Below are 14,973 nucleotides of genomic sequence, written 5' to 3' on the forward strand. Positions count from 1 at the left end.
ATATGCGGTTCTTCAAGAAAGAGGAGATCATGGACCTTGGCATCAGCGGGAAGACCGCTTTGGTCACCGGCGCGAGTCGTGGCATCGGCCTCGCGATCGCCCGGACCCTGGCCGCGGAGGGCGTGCGGGTGGTGGGTGCCGCCCGGACCATCACGTCCGAGCTGGAGGAGGTCGCAGCCGCGGCCTTCTCCGTCGACCTCAGCGCCCGCGACGGGGCGACGTCGATCGCCGATCAGGCACGCGACGCGGTCGGCGGGATCGACTTCCTCGTCAACAACGTCGGCGCCGGCGACCCGGACGGGATGGGCGTCGGCGGAGTCCTCGACACCGGCGACGAGCAGTGGCAGCGGATATTCGATCTCAACCTGTTCAGCGCGGTGTGGACCACCAGGGCGGCGTTGCCGAGCATCCTGGAACGCAGGGGCGCGATCGTGAACATCTCCTCGATCAACGCCCGCGTGCACACCGGCACGCCGGTCGGCTACGCGGAGGCCAAGGCGGCGCTGACGCAGTTCGGCAAGCGGCTCAGCGAGGAGCTGGCGCCGCGCGGTGTCCGCGTGAACACCGTCTCCCCGGGCACCGTGGCCAGCCGGCTGTGGACCGACCCGGACGGTTACGGCGGCAAGGTCGCCGCCGCCTTCGGCGTCGGCCACCACGATCTTCTGGCAGGTCTGCCCGGGCAGGTCGGCATCGCCTCGGGGCGCCTGACCGAACCTGCGGAGGTGGCGGACCTGGTCGCGTTCCTGCTGTCCGAGCGCGCCGCCAACATCCATGGCGCCGACCACGTCATCGACGGCGGCACCCTCAAGGCCGCCTGACAGCACCGCAGTCGGCGGCGAGTTGTGCGGCCGCGCGGCTCGCGTCCAGTCCTTCAGTTCCCGTCGCCTGGAACAGGACAGCGCACGATGAGCACGACCATCCCCGGAACCATCACCACGGTGATGCACGAGGTCGTCCAGTTCTCGATCGGCACGGGGCTGTCTTTCGACGACCTCCGCACCAGCTATGAGCGTGCTGTGCCGTCGTTCGATACCGCTCGGTTCAGCGAGATGGCGCCTGAGCCGGTCACCTGGGACACCGTTCTCGCCGCCACCGGCGAGAACGCACCGCACGGGTTCGTCCGGTACTGGGGCTCCGGCGTCGGGGGCCTGGCACGACTGAGCGTGGCCGCTGACACCGGCTCCTGCGCCACGTACCTGATGGGCAACCACACGATCGCCCATCGGGTGTACACCCGCGACCCGGCCGTGCTGGTCGCCCCACAGCGCGCCACCATCCACGAGGACCGCCAGGGAGCCGCCTGGTTCTCCGTCGAACAGCCCAGCACCCGGTTCGCCACCTTCGGCAATCCCGACATCACCAAAGTTGGCCTGGAACTCGACGCCAAACTCGTGGACCTGCTGAGGTTCCTGGACATTCCGGTGCCGCCCGCCCTGACCACGTAATCCGGCGGACCAACCGGAAAGTGCTTATCGAACCCTGTGACAGGCCCAATGACAGAACGGAAAGGGAATTCATGCCGATCTATCAGTGTCTCGTCCCGGCCGGCTCGCTCGATACCGACCGCCGCGCCGAGCTGGCGGAAGCAATCACCACCGTGCATACCTCGGTCACCGGAGCGCCCCGGGGGTTCGTCCACGTCGTGTTCAGTGAATACGAGCCGTCGGAGTTCTTCACCGCCGGACGGCCTAACACACTGTCGGTGATCAATGGAGCGATCCGGGCCGGCAGGGATTGTGCGGCGCGCGCGGAACTTTTGGCCCGGCTGTCCGAAGCCTGGACCGCGATCACGGGCCAGCATCCCCGCAGCGTGGTGATCGGGCTCAACGAACTCGATTCGACCTCCGTCATGGAAGCCGGCCTGATCATGCCCGCTCCCGGCGAAGAGGCGGCTTGGGTCGAACGTCACAAGGAGGAACTCGGGCAGGTGCTGTCCAGTACATAGCAGCCTGCAACCCGGCGTGCTCAGCCACGGCAACTCATCCGCAACGGGTCGTTCCCGGGCAGCACAGGCCGTGGTGTGGGTTGCTCGTAGCCCCTTGCGGGCGGGGGAGGCCATCCCGAATCCAGTAACGCCCGGCAGGTGACCTGGTACGGGCCTCGATCGAAAGGAAAAATCGTGAACGCCGTCCCTAAAGTCAAGCGGAATACTGCCGGGCGTTATTCGTACGAAGCCCGGCTTCAAAATGGATCCCGCGTCGGTCAGAACGGTCACCAAGGCTGCTCCACCTGAGCAGGTTGCAGCCATTCTGGGTGTGTCCCCGAAAGAGATCAGCAGGGTAAAGCGGGCTCGTATAATGCTCGCGAATGAGGCCCCGGTGCAGCTTGCCGAATCTTACATCCCTGTCGAGATCGCCGACGGGACGGCTCTCGAAGAAGAAAACAGCGGCCCGGGTGGGATCATTGCGCGTTTTGCCGAGATGGGCTCGCTCAGGTGAGGATCACCGAGGAGATCAACGTTCGTCCCTCAACTGCTCAGGAAATCGAATCACTTGAGCTGAGGGAAAACCACGGGATGGACTTCCCAGCACCGACCGGTTGAAGTCTGCCTCCACGTAATGCCCACTCACCTGTGGACCCTCAACTACGAGTTTCCGGCCGACGCGCCCGCGTAACCCCTCAAAGACGGAATCTGTGCCCCGGGACATCTCGCTCCGGAGCCCAACAAATGCCCTTGGCTCAAGACGTCATCTCGATCGGAGTGTTTTCATGAGCAAGATCTGGTTCATCACCGGCTCGTCGCGCGGTTTCGGCCGCCAGTTCGCCAAGGCGGCCCTGGAGCGCGGCGACAAGGTTGCGGCCACCGCCCGCAACACGGACTCCCTCGCCGACCTGGTGGCCGCTCACGGCGAGGCGATCCTCCCCCTGACCCTGGACGTCACCGACAAAGCCGCCGCCACCGATGCCGTCCAGCGGGCGCACGCCCACTTCGGGCGCTTGGACGTTGTCGTCAACAACGCCGGCTACGGCCTGTTCGGCATGGTCGAGGAACTGACAGAACAGCAGATCCGCGACCAGATGGAGACCAACTTCTTCGGCGCCCTGTGGGTGACCCAGGCCGCCCTGCCGCTCCTGCGGGAGCAGGGCAGCGGCCACATCGTGCAGATCTCCACCATCGCCGGTGTCGTGGCGTTCCCCTATGTCGGCGGCTACAACGCCTCGAAGTGGGCTCTGGAGGGACTCAGTGATGCCCTCGCCCAGGAGGCCGCCGGCTTCGGGATCAAGGTCACCCTCGTCGAGCCCGGCGGGTTCGCCACAGACTGGGCCGGTTCCTCGGCCGTAGCCGCCGAACCGCTCCCCGCCTATGACGAGGTGCGCGCCGTCGCGCACGCCGGGGCGAGCCAGCTGGGGAACAGCGACCCGGCCACCTCCGGTGAGGCACTGCTGAAGATCGTGGACGCCGACACCCCGCCCCTGCGTGTCTTCTTCGGCACCGCCCCGCTGCAGGTCGCCCCGCCGGTCTATACCGAGCGGCTCAAGACGTGGGAGGAGTGGGCCAAGGTCTCCGCCGAGGCCGAAGGCACCACCGCCTAGAACCAGCCCTGCCAGCACCGGACTGACCTTGAGAAAGGGGTCATTGGGGGCGGTGCGTGCGATGACCGTCTGTACGACGAGGTCTTCGTAGATGGGTTCCCCGCGGCTGCCCGCTGACACGGGCGCCGGCAGCGGCATGGTGGGGCCGGCCTCACGCCTGCAGAAGAGCGGGGGCCGGCCTCACGCCTGCAGAAGAAGGTACTTCCGTTGAGTGACAACTCAAGCCCCGCGCTGCGGACCGCGCTGGCCTACTGAGAGGTCCGGACCACGCACGACCTCGATCGTGCGATGACCTACATCGCCGACAACATCGTCTGCTGCACACCCGGCGGGCCGATCGAGGGTGCCGAAGGTTACCGCGCCTTCATGTCGCTGCTCGTGCAGATCCTTGCATCGGCCGAACTGATCGCCGCTTTAGGGGTCGACGAGAAGGCGACCCTCGTCTACGACACCCGCACGGTGCCAGTGGAAAGCTCGCCCGCTGCCGAGTGCGTGACCGTCACCAACGCAAAGATCGTCGCCAACCTGCTACCTCTTCGACCGGCTGCCATTCGAAACCCCGCAGTGCACAAAAAACACGGATCCCATTTCCGACGAAACCGCACCGCCACCAGCTGCACCCCACCGCGCTTGGGGATCCAGTGCAGCAACGCCAGACACCTACGAATTCAAGGATGCGCCATGGCAACCTCGGAGATCATTACCTCACTTCCCCTGCAAATCCTGATCGGCGGTCGTATCTTTGCCGCTGCCACCCACTTGTTCGCACCCAGGTGGGCCGCTCGCCTCATTCGCATGGACGCCACTGGCACACCGGCGATCACCTACGCGCGGATGTTCGCCATCCGCAACGCGATCTTGGCCGCAGGGCTGCTGCACCTCGAAAGCTTCACCGAGCCCAGCACTTTCGTCGCACTCAACGTGCTCGTCGATTCGGTCGACGCCGTCGCCTTCCTGGCCGCGGGACTGAGGAAGGACATCAGTGCAAGGTCCGCCGCACTGGGTGCGGGAATATCCCTGTTCGCTGTCGCCGCCGGCACCGCCGCGCTTCTCATCGACCCTGCCCTATGACCGTCGGATCAGAAGAACAGTTGCAGCCGATGAGTTGTGGGAACGCGCGGATCGTGCAAAGCACCGTCTCTGCCCGCTCCTTGGCCGTCGGCCTGCGCAAGGATGAAGTCCGGGTCAGTGACATCGTGGGCCTGCTCACGCGCCGACGCGTTCGGGCGATGACTACTGTCAGTCTGCTGGGGCGCCGTCGTACAGGGCGATGGTCTCCTGTGCCCTGCGGACCAGCGCCTCACGCAGTTCGGCCGGCTGAAGGACCTCGACGGCGGGACCGAAGAGGAGAAGCTGCTCAGCCAGGCGCAGCGAATGGAACCTCACCTCCAGCCGCACCGGATCGGTGCTCTCGGTATCGGCCGGCTCCTGCGGTGGCGGGGCGGCGAGTTCCGCGCCGTGCAGAGCCAGGAATTTCGCCAGCACGGGGCGCTGGACCTTGACCGTCACGCTCACCGGTGTGGGTACGTTGTCGACCCTGTATCGCAGGCTCTCCCACAGCTCGGCCAGCTCCACCCCGCTGCGCCGCTGGACGGGATCCTCGGTGACCGTCGCCGAGAGCATCCGGTCCGCCCGGAACATCATGGGCTTCTCGCGGTGGTCGGCGATCAGGTACCAGATACCCGCCTTGCTCACCAGCCCGTACGGATCAAGGGTGTAGGAGCGGATCTGGGCATCGCGGCCGTGACGGTAGCGCAGTCGCAGCCGCCGGTCGTTGAAGACCGCGGCCTGGAGCACGCCGAGGTCGACGGTGAGCTCCTGAGCGCTGCCGCGCCAGCGCACCGGGTCGATCAGGATGCGACGGCTGGCGAGATCGGCGTCGCCGCGAAAAGGCGCGGGCACGGCGGCCATGACCTTGCGCAGCGCCGAGCCGATCGCCTGGCCCAGTCCCAGGTCGGCGTGGGCCCGGTCGGTGACCAGGACGAACAGGGCGCGGGCTTCGTCGGCCGTCAGGCCGGTGACATCGGTGCGGTAGCCGGGAAGCAGGGCGATGCCCCCGTTGCAGCCTCGCTCGGCGTACACAGGCACACCGGCCGCGGACAGCGCCTCGACATCGCGGAAGATGGTCCGGACCGACACTTCCAGGCGCTCGGCCAGGTCGGTCGCGGGCACCTGCCCGTGGGTCTGCAGCAACAGCAGCAGCGACAGCAATCGGTCGGATTTCATACCCCAAGAATGACCCGTATACATGACGAAGTCCGTCATGTATCAAGAGGTGCTCCTCCATACCGGCTCCACCCGTCCCGCACCGGGCTGCGGCCGGTGCCAGCACCAACGCGGCTCCTGCGGGTGCCGGTCCGGACACTTTGCGTGTCGACCCCATGACTCAAAAGCCGCCGCATACGCTCGGCTCCGCACAAGTCGGCCCGGCCAGCCGCCGCTGCCTCTCCCGCGGAGCGTGCCGAAAAAGTCCCAGATAAACATGACGGCACCTGTCATGTATCCGGTCGTACGTTCATGGGGCAACAGCACACGGCTCGGCACTGGAGCGAGCCGGCCAATCCACACTGCAGGAAGGGAGCGACATGTCGAACTCAACAGCCGGCATGCACATCGAGCGGACCCCGGACGAGCGTTTCGAAGGTCTCGCCGACTGGCCGTACGAGCCGCACTACGTCACAGTCGGCGACGGTCTGCGCATGCACTACGTCGACGAAGGGCCGTCCGACGGCCCGGTCGTGGTCCTCGCTCACGGTGAGCCGTCCTGGGGCTACCTGTACCGCAAGATGATCCCCGGCCTGGTGGCAGCGGGCCGACGGGTCCTGGTCCCGGATCTGATCGGCTTCGGCCGCTCGGACAAGCCGGTCGACCGGGCCGCGTACACCTACGAGTCCCACATCGCCTGGACCGGTGACTGGCTCGACCAGCTCGGCCTCACCGACATCACCCTGTTCGGCCAGGACTGGGGCGGCTACATCTTCAACGTGCACGTCGGGCTCACGCCCGACCGGTTCGTGGCCGTGGTCGCCTCCAACACCGGCCTGACCGACCCGGAGTTCATGGCCTCCCTGACCCCGGAGACGTTCGCGCAGGGATTCAGTGCGTTCCTGGAATGGCGGGAGATGTCCGAGGCGCCCGACCTGACCGCCTCGCGGGCGGTGGCCAGCGCGCTGAGCGTGAGCGGTGACATCCTGACCGAGGAGGAGGCCGCCGCCTACGACGCCCCCTTCCCCTCCGAGCGGTACTTCGCCGGGGCACGGCAGTTCCCACACCTCGTCACGCTCGAGACCCCGGAACCGCTCGCGGCGACGCTGCGCAGTGCCTGGGCCGGGCTGGAAGCCTTCGACAAGCCGTTCCTGACCGCCTTCGCCGAACACGATCACATCTCGCGCCCCTTCGAGGGAATCTTCCAGGCCCGCGTCCCGGGTGCGAAGGGGCAGAAGCACGTGACGGTCCCCGACGCCGGTCACTTCCTGCAGGAGCAGCAGCCCGACCTGCTGGTCGAGGCCATCCTCAGCCTCGGCTGACAGCCCACCCGCACGCCACGCCCCACACCCAGCGGCTCACGCGATCGGTGTGGGGGCAGGGCGGCGACCGGCCTCACACCTGCCGGGAGTGGGGTCCGCCCCGGGGGCGCTCTGCTTGGGGGTCGCTTCAAGATCCGGTTCTCGTGATCGGTGAGTTCTTCCCCGCGGTCCTCGGAGGGGGCTTCCCGGTGACCGATTCCTTTGTCCACCTGCACAATCACACCGAGTACTCGATGCTCGACGGTGCCCAGCGGCTGCTGGGATTCGGCGGACCCACACGCGCCGAACCTGGCCACGCCCCCTACAGGACGGCAACCGGCGGGCACAGCTTCGACGCGGGACGCCCCGACCAAGGCGGCAGCGAGGGAGCAACCGGCTGGAGGGTGGAGCGACAAGGGATACTGAGAACATGGGTGCGGATTTGGGTGAATTCCTGCGGGCGCGTCGAGCGAGGGTCCTGCCTACCGATGTGGGGCTCGACGATGGTTTTCGCAGGCGCCGTGTCCCGGGCCTGCGACGCGAGGAGGTCGCCGAGCTCGCCGGAGTCAGCGTCGACTACTACATGCGTCTTGAGCAGGGACGAACCCCCAACCCTTCCGTGTCGGTGCTCGACGCGGTGGCGCGTGCCCTGCACTTGGACCATGACGAGCGGCACCACCTGTACGACCTGGCCCGCCGACCCGCCGTTCTCAAGGAGGACGACCCGAAAGCCGACGGAGACATCGACGAGGTGATGCACCGCTTGCTGACGAGCCTCGCAGACCAGCCGGCGCTGGTCCTCACCCCGGCCATGACTGTCGCAGCCGCCAACGCCGCCGCCGATGTGCTCTTCGGACCGCTGGCCGCTGTGGGCGGCAACATGCTCCGCTACGCGTTCACCGACGCCACGGCACGAGCCAGAACGCCGAACTGGGAGGATGTGGCGGTCGAGGCGGTCGCCTCGCTCCATGTCCAGGCCGCCCGCTATCCCTTCGACGAGGACCTCCACGACCTCGTCGAGGAACTGAGCGCCGGCAGCGCGGACTTCGCCCGGCTCTGGGCTCGGCACGACGCCCGCGAGCGCGGGACGACGACAGTGAACGTCGTGCACCCGGACGTCGGCGTGGTGTCGCTGACAAACCTGTGGCTCTCCCCGCCCGCCAGCCCTCGCCGCACCTTGGTCGTGTACACGGTCAAGCCGGGTTCACCGAGCGCGACCCGACTGGACCGGCTCCTGGGAAAGAAGGGCCGACCGGAGGATGGAGCCCCCGGTCGGCCTTGACGCGTCGGGTCGGGGCCGGCCTCTAGGCGGGAGAGAACCGCCGAGAGACATCTGAGCCCGCGACGGCAACAGCGTCGGCCGCCGCTTTGATGCCGGTCTGGACGGCGCCGTCGTATCCCGGCATGGTCGAGGAGATGTCAGCGGTCGCGAAGGCGATGCGGCCCTCAGGCGCACGCAGGGCGTCGAGATTCCGCAGATGACCGGGCCGCAGGAGGCTGGTGCCGCCAAGCGTGTGTGGATCCGAGACCCAGTCGTGAGCGCGTACCGCGACGATTTCCGCGCCCGGCAGGGGCAGGGTCTCGGTGAAGGCGCGGGCGATCGCCGAGTCGTCGGCCTTGGCGAGACCGGGGTCGTTGCTGAAGGCGATCACCTGGGTGGTGCCGTCCTCGCGCGGGAGGTCCTTCCGGAGGTGGACGATCGGGTGTTCGCCGACAGCGGGTCGTTGAACGTAGACGTTGGGGACGGGCCCCTGCACCAAGGCCCAGATCTTGGTGAAGCTGACCGGAGTCTGCAGACCGGTACGCGAGGCGTCGAGCTTCACGTCCGACAGACCACCCGGAAAGGAGATCCGCGACCAGAGGTTCCCGGAAGTTGCCATCACGACCGTGGAGGCGACGTACCGTTCGCCGCCCGCTGTCGTCACCTCGACCGACCGGCCGTCGTCCGCGACTGTCACGACAGGCTGCCCCAGCCGCACGACGGCACCCGAGTCGGCGATCACCCGGTCGATGAGGGTCTTGATGCCGCCCACCAGCCGGAACCGTCCGCTCACCTCGAGCATGCGGGGCCACCGCTGCTCGGCGAGCGCGAAGATGTGCGCGATCCAGGTGAACGCCCCTTCCTCGAGTGAACCACCCGTGCGCATGGCCAGCCAGGGGCGCAGCCATCGAGCCTCCTCCTCGGGCAGATCGAGAGAGGCCAGCCGGTCCGCGATCGACCACGAGTCGATCTGTGACAGGGCGTCGGCGTCGTACGTCGGGTCGTACGGGCGGGGGAAGGCCCCGCCGAACGATCCGAAGAACGCCTCGAAGGCGCGCCCGAGCTGTGCTCCGGCCTCCGCCGGGGGGAACAAGCGCAGTCCGTCGCTTTCGGCCAGCCCCCACGATTCGAACGGCGGTACCTCCGCTATCGGGAGTCCGTAGCGGGTGATCTCCGACCAGATGAAGGGCTCGGCCCAGTGCACGTTCTGCCCGCCCATCTCAATGGGTGCGCCCTGCCACTGGTCGGTCCAGGCGCGGCCCCCCAGACGCTCCCTGGCTTCCAGCACCACCGTGCTGAGCCCGCGGTGCGCCAGCTCACGCGCCGCGATGACGCCGGCCAGTCCTCCGCCGACGACGATGGCGTCGAAGCGCTCTGTCATTGCTCAACCTCCTGCTGTGTCGCATGCTGCGAGTGCGCTGAAAGGGGAAGGACCCGGCCCTTGGCCACGACGAACTGCTCACCGACCAGGACCGTCTCGTTGCTCTCGGGGTCGAGTACCGAGGCGTGCAGGGCAAGGCAGGTTCCATCGGCCACGACGTTGTCGTCTCCCGGTGCGACCGCGAGACTCTCGTCCGCCGAGAGACCCGTGCCGTGTCCGAAACGACCCCATGGCTGCAACCCGGCCCGCTTGATGGGCTCCGTCGCCACCTGATAGAGATCGTCCCCGGTCGCGCCGACTCGCAGCCTGTCGACCATGGCGGTCAGGCTCGCGTGAGCCGTTTCGAGGAGGGCCTGTTGGGCCCCGGAAGACGGACCCAAAGTCGTGGCACGGGCGTATTGGGCGACATAGCCGTGGTAGCGGGCATTCGTTTCCAACGTGAGGACGTGATGGTCCGAGAACCTGCGCTGCTCCTGCGCGTTCCACCACATCCAGGGATCACTGCCGCAGTTCATGATCGTCAGCTGGTCCTCGGCGCCTGCACGAACGGCGGCGACGTGCGCCTCCGCGACAGCCTCGGTGAGCCGACGGCCGGGCGTAGCGGCGGCCAGGAACGCTTCCATGCCTGCTTCGGCACACCGCTGTGCCTCGACCAGCGCCGCCACCTCCCAGGGGGACTTGCGCGCACGGACCCGTTCAAGGAGATCGCGTCGTGACCCGCCGCCGTCGCGCACAGCCGTGTCGACCAGCTCCGCATGTGGCAGGTTCTCCGCCAGGGCCTCGGGCCAACCCGCGAAAGTACCGCTGAGCCCGACCCTGGCCCGAGGACCCGCCGACTCTCTCACCACGGCCGCGATGTCTTCCATCAGGTCACCGGCGAGGCCGCCTTCCGGGTCGCTCCGTACCTGGGCGCCTCGTGCTGTCCGACGAGCCCAGGCCGCGATGCCACCCCGTGGTCCTTGAGGCACGACCAGTACCGGCGGCCCCTGCGCGGGGACGACGACTGCCGCTTTCTCGATGACACCGGCCATGGGCCCGAAAGCGAAGCCGGTCAGATAACGCGTCGCACCCGACGGCTGGAACCAGCCTCCGGAATCGGCGCACACCAGAACGTCCAGACCGGCCTTCTCCATGCCCGCGCGAACCTCCACAAGGCGTTTCGCGAGTTCACGGTCGAAATCGCTGTCCGGAACAGGCAGAGAGCCTGCTGGATCCGATACCGAGATGTTCATGCATCTGACGCTAGGACGCTTTCTCCGGCCTAACCACGGTCAGCTGGTCCCTAGGTCTGGCAGGGCCAGGCAGCCTGCCGGACGGCCCGATAAAGTGCGCTGCACGCGAGCCGATGAATTACGCGAAAGGGGCGGAAAAATGAGCGCAGAGCAGGTTGAAGTGGTGAAGAGGCTGTTTGCGGCTGCGGCCCGCGGCGACACCGATGGAATCAACGATTGCCTGCACCCGCAGTTCACGATCGACCAGGCCCACGGCACGCCGTACGCCGGCACCTATCGCGGCTTGGACGGATTCCTTAAGATGTTCGGGATCCTGACATCTCACTTCGACATAAAGTCGCGTGACCAGGTGTTCCACGACACCGGAAATGCCGAGATCGGCGTGATCGTCACCTTCGATGTCGAGTTCACCTCCCGAAAGACCGGGCGACGGGCGATCTGCGGCAACGTCGAGCTCTATCGCTTCACAGACGGACGCATCCGCCACATCGACGTCTTCTACAAGAATGCTCAGGCGGTCGCCGAGCTCGCGTCCCCGTCGGACTCCCGTGCTGCGGCGGGAACTTCCTGATCGGCCGGGTCGGGTCGGTGGGCAACCCAGCTCAGCAGCATCCCGAGGGCCTCAGCCGTCGGTGAGTCGGGCTGCGGCAGGTAAGTGATCAGTGAGCGATCGGGGCGTGCGGGCACGGTGAGTGCGTGGTAGTCGAACTCGAGCGTGCCGACGACGGGATGCACGATACGGGCGACGCCCAGCCGCTTCTCCCGTACGTCGCCGGTCGCCCACAGTCGTTGGAAGGGCTCGCTGCGGATGGCCAGCTCGCCGACCAATGCTGCCAGCTTGGCGTCGTCGGGCCGGCGCCCGGTGAGCAGGCGCAACTGGGCGACCGTCTCCGCGGCGATCGCCTCCCAGTTCGCGTACCGGGATCGAGCCTCAGGGTGCAGGAACAGCTCTCGTGCCGCGTTGCGGGGCTGCGGCATGCCGCTCACGTCGAACACGGCCTCGGCTGCGGCGTTGGCCGCCACGATGTCGAGGCGGGCGTCGAGCAGCACCGCGGGCGCGTTCCCCATGGCTTCCAGCAGCCGGACCAGCGGCTCGTCGGGCACCGCTCTCGACGCCCGCCGCGGGGCTCTCGCCCGGGCGTCGGCTCGACTCGGGCGGGCCAGGTTGCGAAGGTGCTCGGTCTCGACGTCCGAGAGGGAGAGCGCAAGCGCCACGGCGTCGAGCACCTGGTCGGAGACCTGCGGGGTACGGCCCTGCTCCAGCCGTTGGTAGTAGTCCGGGCTGACGCCGGCGAGCAGGGCGACCTCCTCGCGTCGCAGTCCCGGCACCCGCCGCCGCGTGAGAGTGGGCGGCAGTCCTGCCTGTTCGGGCGTGATGCGCTCGCGTCGGGTGCGCAGGAACTCACCGATGGTCGTCTCCACCCCGTCGACGGTACGCCGCCACCGGCAGCCCTGCCTGGCCCTGCCGGACCCAGGTAACAGCGGACCTTCCTCGCAGCTCACCGGTGGACGAACGTCGGAGTCGCGCCTTCCACACGGGACGCGCGGAGAGGAAGACAGGACAGATGCGTGCAGCAGTAGTTCGAGAGTCCGGCGGCCCCGAGGCGATTGAGGTCGTCGAGGTGGCGACACCCGAACCGGGGCCCGGAGAGGTACTGGTCAAGGTGGCCGCCGCCACGGTCAACTTCGCCGACGTCATGGTGCGCATGGGGCTCAACGTTCAGTACGGCGCGACCGCGGCACGCCCGCAGTTCGGCCTCGGCACGGATGTGGCCGGCACGGTCGCCGCGCTCGGCGAGGGCGTCACCAGGTTCGCCGTCGGCGACGCCGTCCTCGGTACGCAGGAGCGACTGGACCGGCCGTTGGGCACGCAGGCCGAGTACGTCGTACTCGAAGACTGGGAACTCGCCCCCGCACCGGGTGGAACAGACCTGGTGCACCTGGCCACCGTCGGGCTGAACGCGACCACCGCCGATCAGGCGCTGGATGCGTTGGCTCTGGAGCCGGGGCAGTGGCTGCTGGTGTCGGGCGCTGCCGGCGGGGTCGGGCTCTTCACGGTGGAGCTTGCGCGGCTGCGGGGGCTGAACGTGATCGCCCAGGCGGGACCGGGCGACGAGAAGCTCGTCCTGGAGGCCGGTGCGCAGTTTTTCGTCTCGCGTGACGACGACCTGGTGCCCACCGTGCGCCGACTGGTGCCCGGCGGGGTGGACGGCGCGGTGGACGCGGCCAACCTGGCCGCCGGGGCGGCGGACGCCGTGCGGCACGGCGGTGCGTTCGTGTCGCTGCTCAACTCCGCGCCCATGGCGCGCCGCGAGGTGCGGATGATCAATATGGCGTGGCACACTGACGCCGAGCGTCTGGCCAAGCTGGCGGCCTACGCGGGCGCCGGTCTGATCAGCCTGCGGGTGGCGAAGACCTATCCGCTGCAGCAGATCGCCGATGCCCACCGGGCCCTCGCCGAAGGCGGACTCCGGGGCCGGATCGTCCTGGTCCCGGATCATGAGTGAGGCAGGCCTTGTCGTGATGAAGCGATTCGAGGAGCGCACGGTGGTCGTCACCGGGGGTTCCACCGGCCTGGGGCTCGGCACCGCCGAGCGTTTCGTCGCCGAGGGCGCCACTGTCTACCTTGTCGGCCGCCGACAGGCCGAGCTCGACGTCGCGGTCGCCCGGCTGGGTCCTTCTGCGGTCGCGGTCCGCGCCGACGTGACCGTCAACGACGATCTCGACCGGCTCTACGCCACCCTTGCCGAGCGCGACGGACAAGTGGATGTGGTGGTCGCCAACGCCGGCGCACCCTCATTCGGCACCATCGACAGCTACACGGGCGAGGAGCTCGACGCGTCGTACGCGCTCAACCTGCGCGGCGTGGCCTTCACCGTCCAGAAGGCGTTGCCTTTGATGCCCGAGGGCGGATCGATCGTCCTGGTGAGCTCCATCGAGGGGGAGCGGGGCAGCCCCGGACTCGGGGCCTACGCCGCCATGAAGGCCGCCCAGCAGTCAATGGCCCGTACCTGGGCCAACGAGCTGCGCGAGCGACGTATCCGGGTCAACGCCATCAGCCCCGGCGTGGTCTACACACCCGCGTTCGAGGATGCGGGTGTGAGCCGCGAGCAGGCCGAGTCGGTCATCCCCCTCATACCCGCCGGGCGACTCGGTCTGGAATCGGAGATCGCTGCCTCGATCGCCTTCCTCGCCTCCGAGGACGCCTCGTTCGTCAACGGCGCGAACCTGGTGGTCGACGGCGGGCAGACGGAGATCGTCTGACTGTTCCACGGCAGCTTGCCCATCAGCCGGTGGGTAAGCTGCCGCGGAACCGCTAGCGCACGGCTTCGGCCAGCCGTTCGACCTCGGCCAGATCGTCGATGGTCGGGTTGAAGAACAGCTCGTCGACGCCCAGATCCTCGTACTGCTTGACCACGTCGTGTGCCGCGCCGGTGCTCCCGACCGCCGCGCTCGAGGTGAGTGTGGCGACGTCCTCACCCTGAAGGCTGTAGTAGTCGTAGACGCGGGTCCGTGCACTCTCGGCGTCGCCGTCCTGATCGCCTGCGCCGCGGACCATCATGGCCAGATCCGCGAACATCCGGCCCGCCGCACACGCCGGGCTTCGGTGCAGCCGCGTGACGCGCCGGGTCCACCGCACACGCCGGGCTTCGGTGCAGCCGCGTGACGCGCCGGGTCCACCGCACACGCCGGGCTTCGGTGCAGCCGCGTGACGCCCGGCCTTTGGCGATCTGCCGGTTCGGTGGTGGTCGGGAACGCGACGGGTGCGGCATCCAGGACCGTGAAGTTCTGCATGCCTGTGATCCGGGCGGGAGGCCATGCCGACCCAGGTGACCTTGTCCGACGGTCTCGCCACGATGTGTACAGCCCCCCCACGAACTCCGGGGCATGACTGCGTCTTTGGCTCCCACTCCAGGACCTCTTCTCCGGATCGGTTCTTCCGGCCCCGCGAGGCCCATGGCGTACGCCGCGTCTCGGCGAGCGGACGGCGCGCGGCTGTCACCACTACGTCATATGGACGCTCGCTGCCTGGTCGGTGCCGGTGACACCATGCGTGCG

General features: G+C 68.0%; 16 protein-coding genes. 11 read left to right on the forward strand and 5 right to left on the reverse strand.

Annotated features, from left to right (window positions below; all coding sequences use genetic code 11):
* Positions 1-29: 29 nt before the first annotated feature.
* From ACFYRX_RS26350 to ACFYRX_RS26375, 6 genes are all read left to right on the forward strand, one after another.
* Complete coding sequence (locus tag ACFYRX_RS26350) at positions 30-818, forward strand: SDR family oxidoreductase (RefSeq protein ID WP_389104323.1); 789 nt, start codon at positions 30-32, stop codon at positions 816-818.
* Positions 819-905: 87 nt separating this feature from the next.
* Positions 906-1,445, forward strand: a complete 540-nt coding sequence (locus tag ACFYRX_RS26355) for a hypothetical protein (RefSeq protein ID WP_389104326.1) — start codon at positions 906-908, stop codon at positions 1,443-1,445.
* A gap of 71 nt (positions 1,446-1,516) precedes the next feature.
* Positions 1,517-1,945 carry a tautomerase family protein gene (locus ACFYRX_RS26360; RefSeq protein ID WP_389104328.1) on the forward strand — a complete coding sequence of 143 codons (429 nt, stop codon included), beginning with the start codon at positions 1,517-1,519 and terminating at the stop codon, positions 1,943-1,945.
* 241 nt (positions 1,946-2,186) lie between these two features.
* Entirely contained in the window at positions 2,187-2,438 is a 252-nt protein-coding gene (locus ACFYRX_RS26365; protein ID WP_389104331.1) for a UTRA domain-containing protein, read from the forward strand.
* Between the two features lie 271 nt (positions 2,439-2,709).
* Positions 2,710-3,534, forward strand: a complete 825-nt coding sequence (locus ACFYRX_RS26370) for an SDR family oxidoreductase (protein ID WP_389104334.1) — start codon at positions 2,710-2,712, stop codon at positions 3,532-3,534.
* A gap of 288 nt (positions 3,535-3,822) precedes the next feature.
* A complete protein-coding gene (locus tag ACFYRX_RS26375; RefSeq protein ID WP_389104337.1) occupies positions 3,823-4,605 on the forward strand; it encodes a hypothetical protein in 783 nt (260 codons plus the stop codon).
* Positions 4,606-4,773: 168 nt separating this feature from the next.
* Here the strand turns inward: ACFYRX_RS26375 and ACFYRX_RS26380 are convergent, their stop codons facing one another.
* Positions 4,774-5,760 carry a helix-turn-helix transcriptional regulator gene (locus tag ACFYRX_RS26380; RefSeq protein ID WP_389104340.1) on the reverse strand — a complete coding sequence of 329 codons (987 nt, stop codon included), beginning with the start codon at positions 5,758-5,760 and terminating at the stop codon, positions 4,774-4,776.
* A 359-nt stretch (positions 5,761-6,119) separates the two neighbouring features.
* On the opposite strand from ACFYRX_RS26380, the gene ACFYRX_RS26385 reads away from it, so the two are divergent.
* Both ACFYRX_RS26385 and ACFYRX_RS26390 read left to right on the forward strand, forming a co-directional pair.
* Positions 6,120-7,061, forward strand: coding sequence for a haloalkane dehalogenase (locus ACFYRX_RS26385; RefSeq protein ID WP_389104343.1), 942 nt, complete (start codon positions 6,120-6,122; stop codon positions 7,059-7,061).
* A gap of 409 nt (positions 7,062-7,470) precedes the next feature.
* Positions 7,471-8,322, forward strand: a complete 852-nt coding sequence (locus ACFYRX_RS26390) for a helix-turn-helix transcriptional regulator (RefSeq protein WP_389104346.1) — start codon at positions 7,471-7,473, stop codon at positions 8,320-8,322.
* 22 nt (positions 8,323-8,344) lie between these two features.
* Here ACFYRX_RS26390 and ACFYRX_RS26395 read toward each other — a convergent pair whose 3' ends face one another.
* Complete coding sequence (locus ACFYRX_RS26395; RefSeq protein WP_389104348.1) at positions 8,345-9,682, reverse strand: flavin monoamine oxidase family protein; 1,338 nt, start codon at positions 9,680-9,682, stop codon at positions 8,345-8,347.
* Positions 9,679-10,914, reverse strand: coding sequence for a M24 family metallopeptidase (locus tag ACFYRX_RS26400; RefSeq protein WP_389104350.1), 1,236 nt, complete (start codon positions 10,912-10,914; stop codon positions 9,679-9,681). The genes ACFYRX_RS26395 and ACFYRX_RS26400 overlap by 4 nt, the downstream gene beginning before the upstream one ends.
* Before the next feature lie 139 nt (positions 10,915-11,053).
* On the opposite strand from ACFYRX_RS26400, the gene ACFYRX_RS26405 reads away from it, so the two are divergent.
* Entirely contained in the window at positions 11,054-11,485 is a 432-nt protein-coding gene (locus ACFYRX_RS26405; RefSeq protein ID WP_389104351.1) for a nuclear transport factor 2 family protein, read from the forward strand.
* Here ACFYRX_RS26405 and ACFYRX_RS26410 read toward each other — a convergent pair.
* Positions 11,425-12,336, reverse strand: coding sequence for a helix-turn-helix transcriptional regulator (locus tag ACFYRX_RS26410; protein WP_389104354.1), 912 nt, complete (start codon positions 12,334-12,336; stop codon positions 11,425-11,427). The two genes, ACFYRX_RS26405 and ACFYRX_RS26410, sit on opposite strands and share 61 nt — an antisense overlap.
* A 143-nt stretch (positions 12,337-12,479) precedes the next feature.
* Between ACFYRX_RS26410 and ACFYRX_RS26415 the strand changes: the two genes are divergently transcribed.
* Both ACFYRX_RS26415 and ACFYRX_RS26420 read left to right on the forward strand, forming a co-directional pair.
* Positions 12,480-13,421 (forward strand): zinc-binding alcohol dehydrogenase family protein, encoded by a 942-nt coding sequence (locus ACFYRX_RS26415; protein ID WP_389104357.1) that lies wholly within the window; start codon positions 12,480-12,482, stop codon positions 13,419-13,421.
* Positions 13,414-14,178 (forward strand): SDR family NAD(P)-dependent oxidoreductase, encoded by a 765-nt coding sequence (locus tag ACFYRX_RS26420; RefSeq protein WP_389104359.1) that lies wholly within the window; start codon positions 13,414-13,416, stop codon positions 14,176-14,178. Before ACFYRX_RS26415 ends, ACFYRX_RS26420 begins: the two co-directional genes overlap by 8 nt.
* 52 nt (positions 14,179-14,230) lie before the next feature.
* Here the strand turns inward: ACFYRX_RS26420 and ACFYRX_RS26425 are convergent, their stop codons facing one another.
* Positions 14,231-14,494, reverse strand: a complete 264-nt coding sequence (locus tag ACFYRX_RS26425) for a hypothetical protein (protein ID WP_389104361.1) — start codon at positions 14,492-14,494, stop codon at positions 14,231-14,233.
* Positions 14,495-14,973 lie beyond the last annotated feature (479 nt).

Origin of the sequence: Streptomyces sp. NPDC005374 (assembly GCF_042872225.1) — a bacterium.
In the GTDB taxonomy this organism is placed as follows: domain Bacteria; phylum Actinomycetota; class Actinomycetes; order Streptomycetales; family Streptomycetaceae; genus Streptomyces.

Bases quoted from the DNA above. Each gene is read 5' to 3' on its own strand.
- ACFYRX_RS26405 (WP_389104351.1), top strand. From the start codon at position 11,054: ATGAGCGCAGAGCAGGTTGAAGTGGTGAAGAGGCTGTTTGCGGCTGCG.
- ACFYRX_RS26360 (WP_389104328.1), top strand. From the start codon at position 1,517: ATGCCGATCTATCAGTGTCTCGTCCCGGCCGGCTCGCTCGATACCGAC.
- ACFYRX_RS26365 (WP_389104331.1), top strand. From the start codon at position 2,187: ATGGATCCCGCGTCGGTCAGAACGGTCACCAAGGCTGCTCCACCTGAG.
- ACFYRX_RS26420 (WP_389104359.1), top strand. From the start codon at position 13,414: ATGAGTGAGGCAGGCCTTGTCGTGATGAAGCGATTCGAGGAGCGCACG.
- ACFYRX_RS26355 (WP_389104326.1), top strand. From the start codon at position 906: ATGAGCACGACCATCCCCGGAACCATCACCACGGTGATGCACGAGGTC.
- ACFYRX_RS26350 (WP_389104323.1), top strand. From the start codon at position 30: ATGGACCTTGGCATCAGCGGGAAGACCGCTTTGGTCACCGGCGCGAGT.
- ACFYRX_RS26415 (WP_389104357.1), top strand. From the start codon at position 12,480: ATGCGTGCAGCAGTAGTTCGAGAGTCCGGCGGCCCCGAGGCGATTGAG.
- ACFYRX_RS26380 (WP_389104340.1), bottom strand. From the start codon at position 5,760: ATGAAATCCGACCGATTGCTGTCGCTGCTGCTGTTGCTGCAGACCCAC.
- ACFYRX_RS26375 (WP_389104337.1), top strand. From the start codon at position 3,823: ATGACCTACATCGCCGACAACATCGTCTGCTGCACACCCGGCGGGCCG.
- ACFYRX_RS26385 (WP_389104343.1), top strand. From the start codon at position 6,120: ATGTCGAACTCAACAGCCGGCATGCACATCGAGCGGACCCCGGACGAG.
- ACFYRX_RS26395 (WP_389104348.1), bottom strand. From the start codon at position 9,682: ATGACAGAGCGCTTCGACGCCATCGTCGTCGGCGGAGGACTGGCCGGC.
- ACFYRX_RS26400 (WP_389104350.1), bottom strand. From the start codon at position 10,914: ATGAACATCTCGGTATCGGATCCAGCAGGCTCTCTGCCTGTTCCGGAC.
- ACFYRX_RS26390 (WP_389104346.1), top strand. From the start codon at position 7,471: ATGGGTGCGGATTTGGGTGAATTCCTGCGGGCGCGTCGAGCGAGGGTC.
- ACFYRX_RS26370 (WP_389104334.1), top strand. From the start codon at position 2,710: ATGAGCAAGATCTGGTTCATCACCGGCTCGTCGCGCGGTTTCGGCCGC.
- ACFYRX_RS26425 (WP_389104361.1), bottom strand. From the start codon at position 14,494: ATGTTCGCGGATCTGGCCATGATGGTCCGCGGCGCAGGCGATCAGGAC.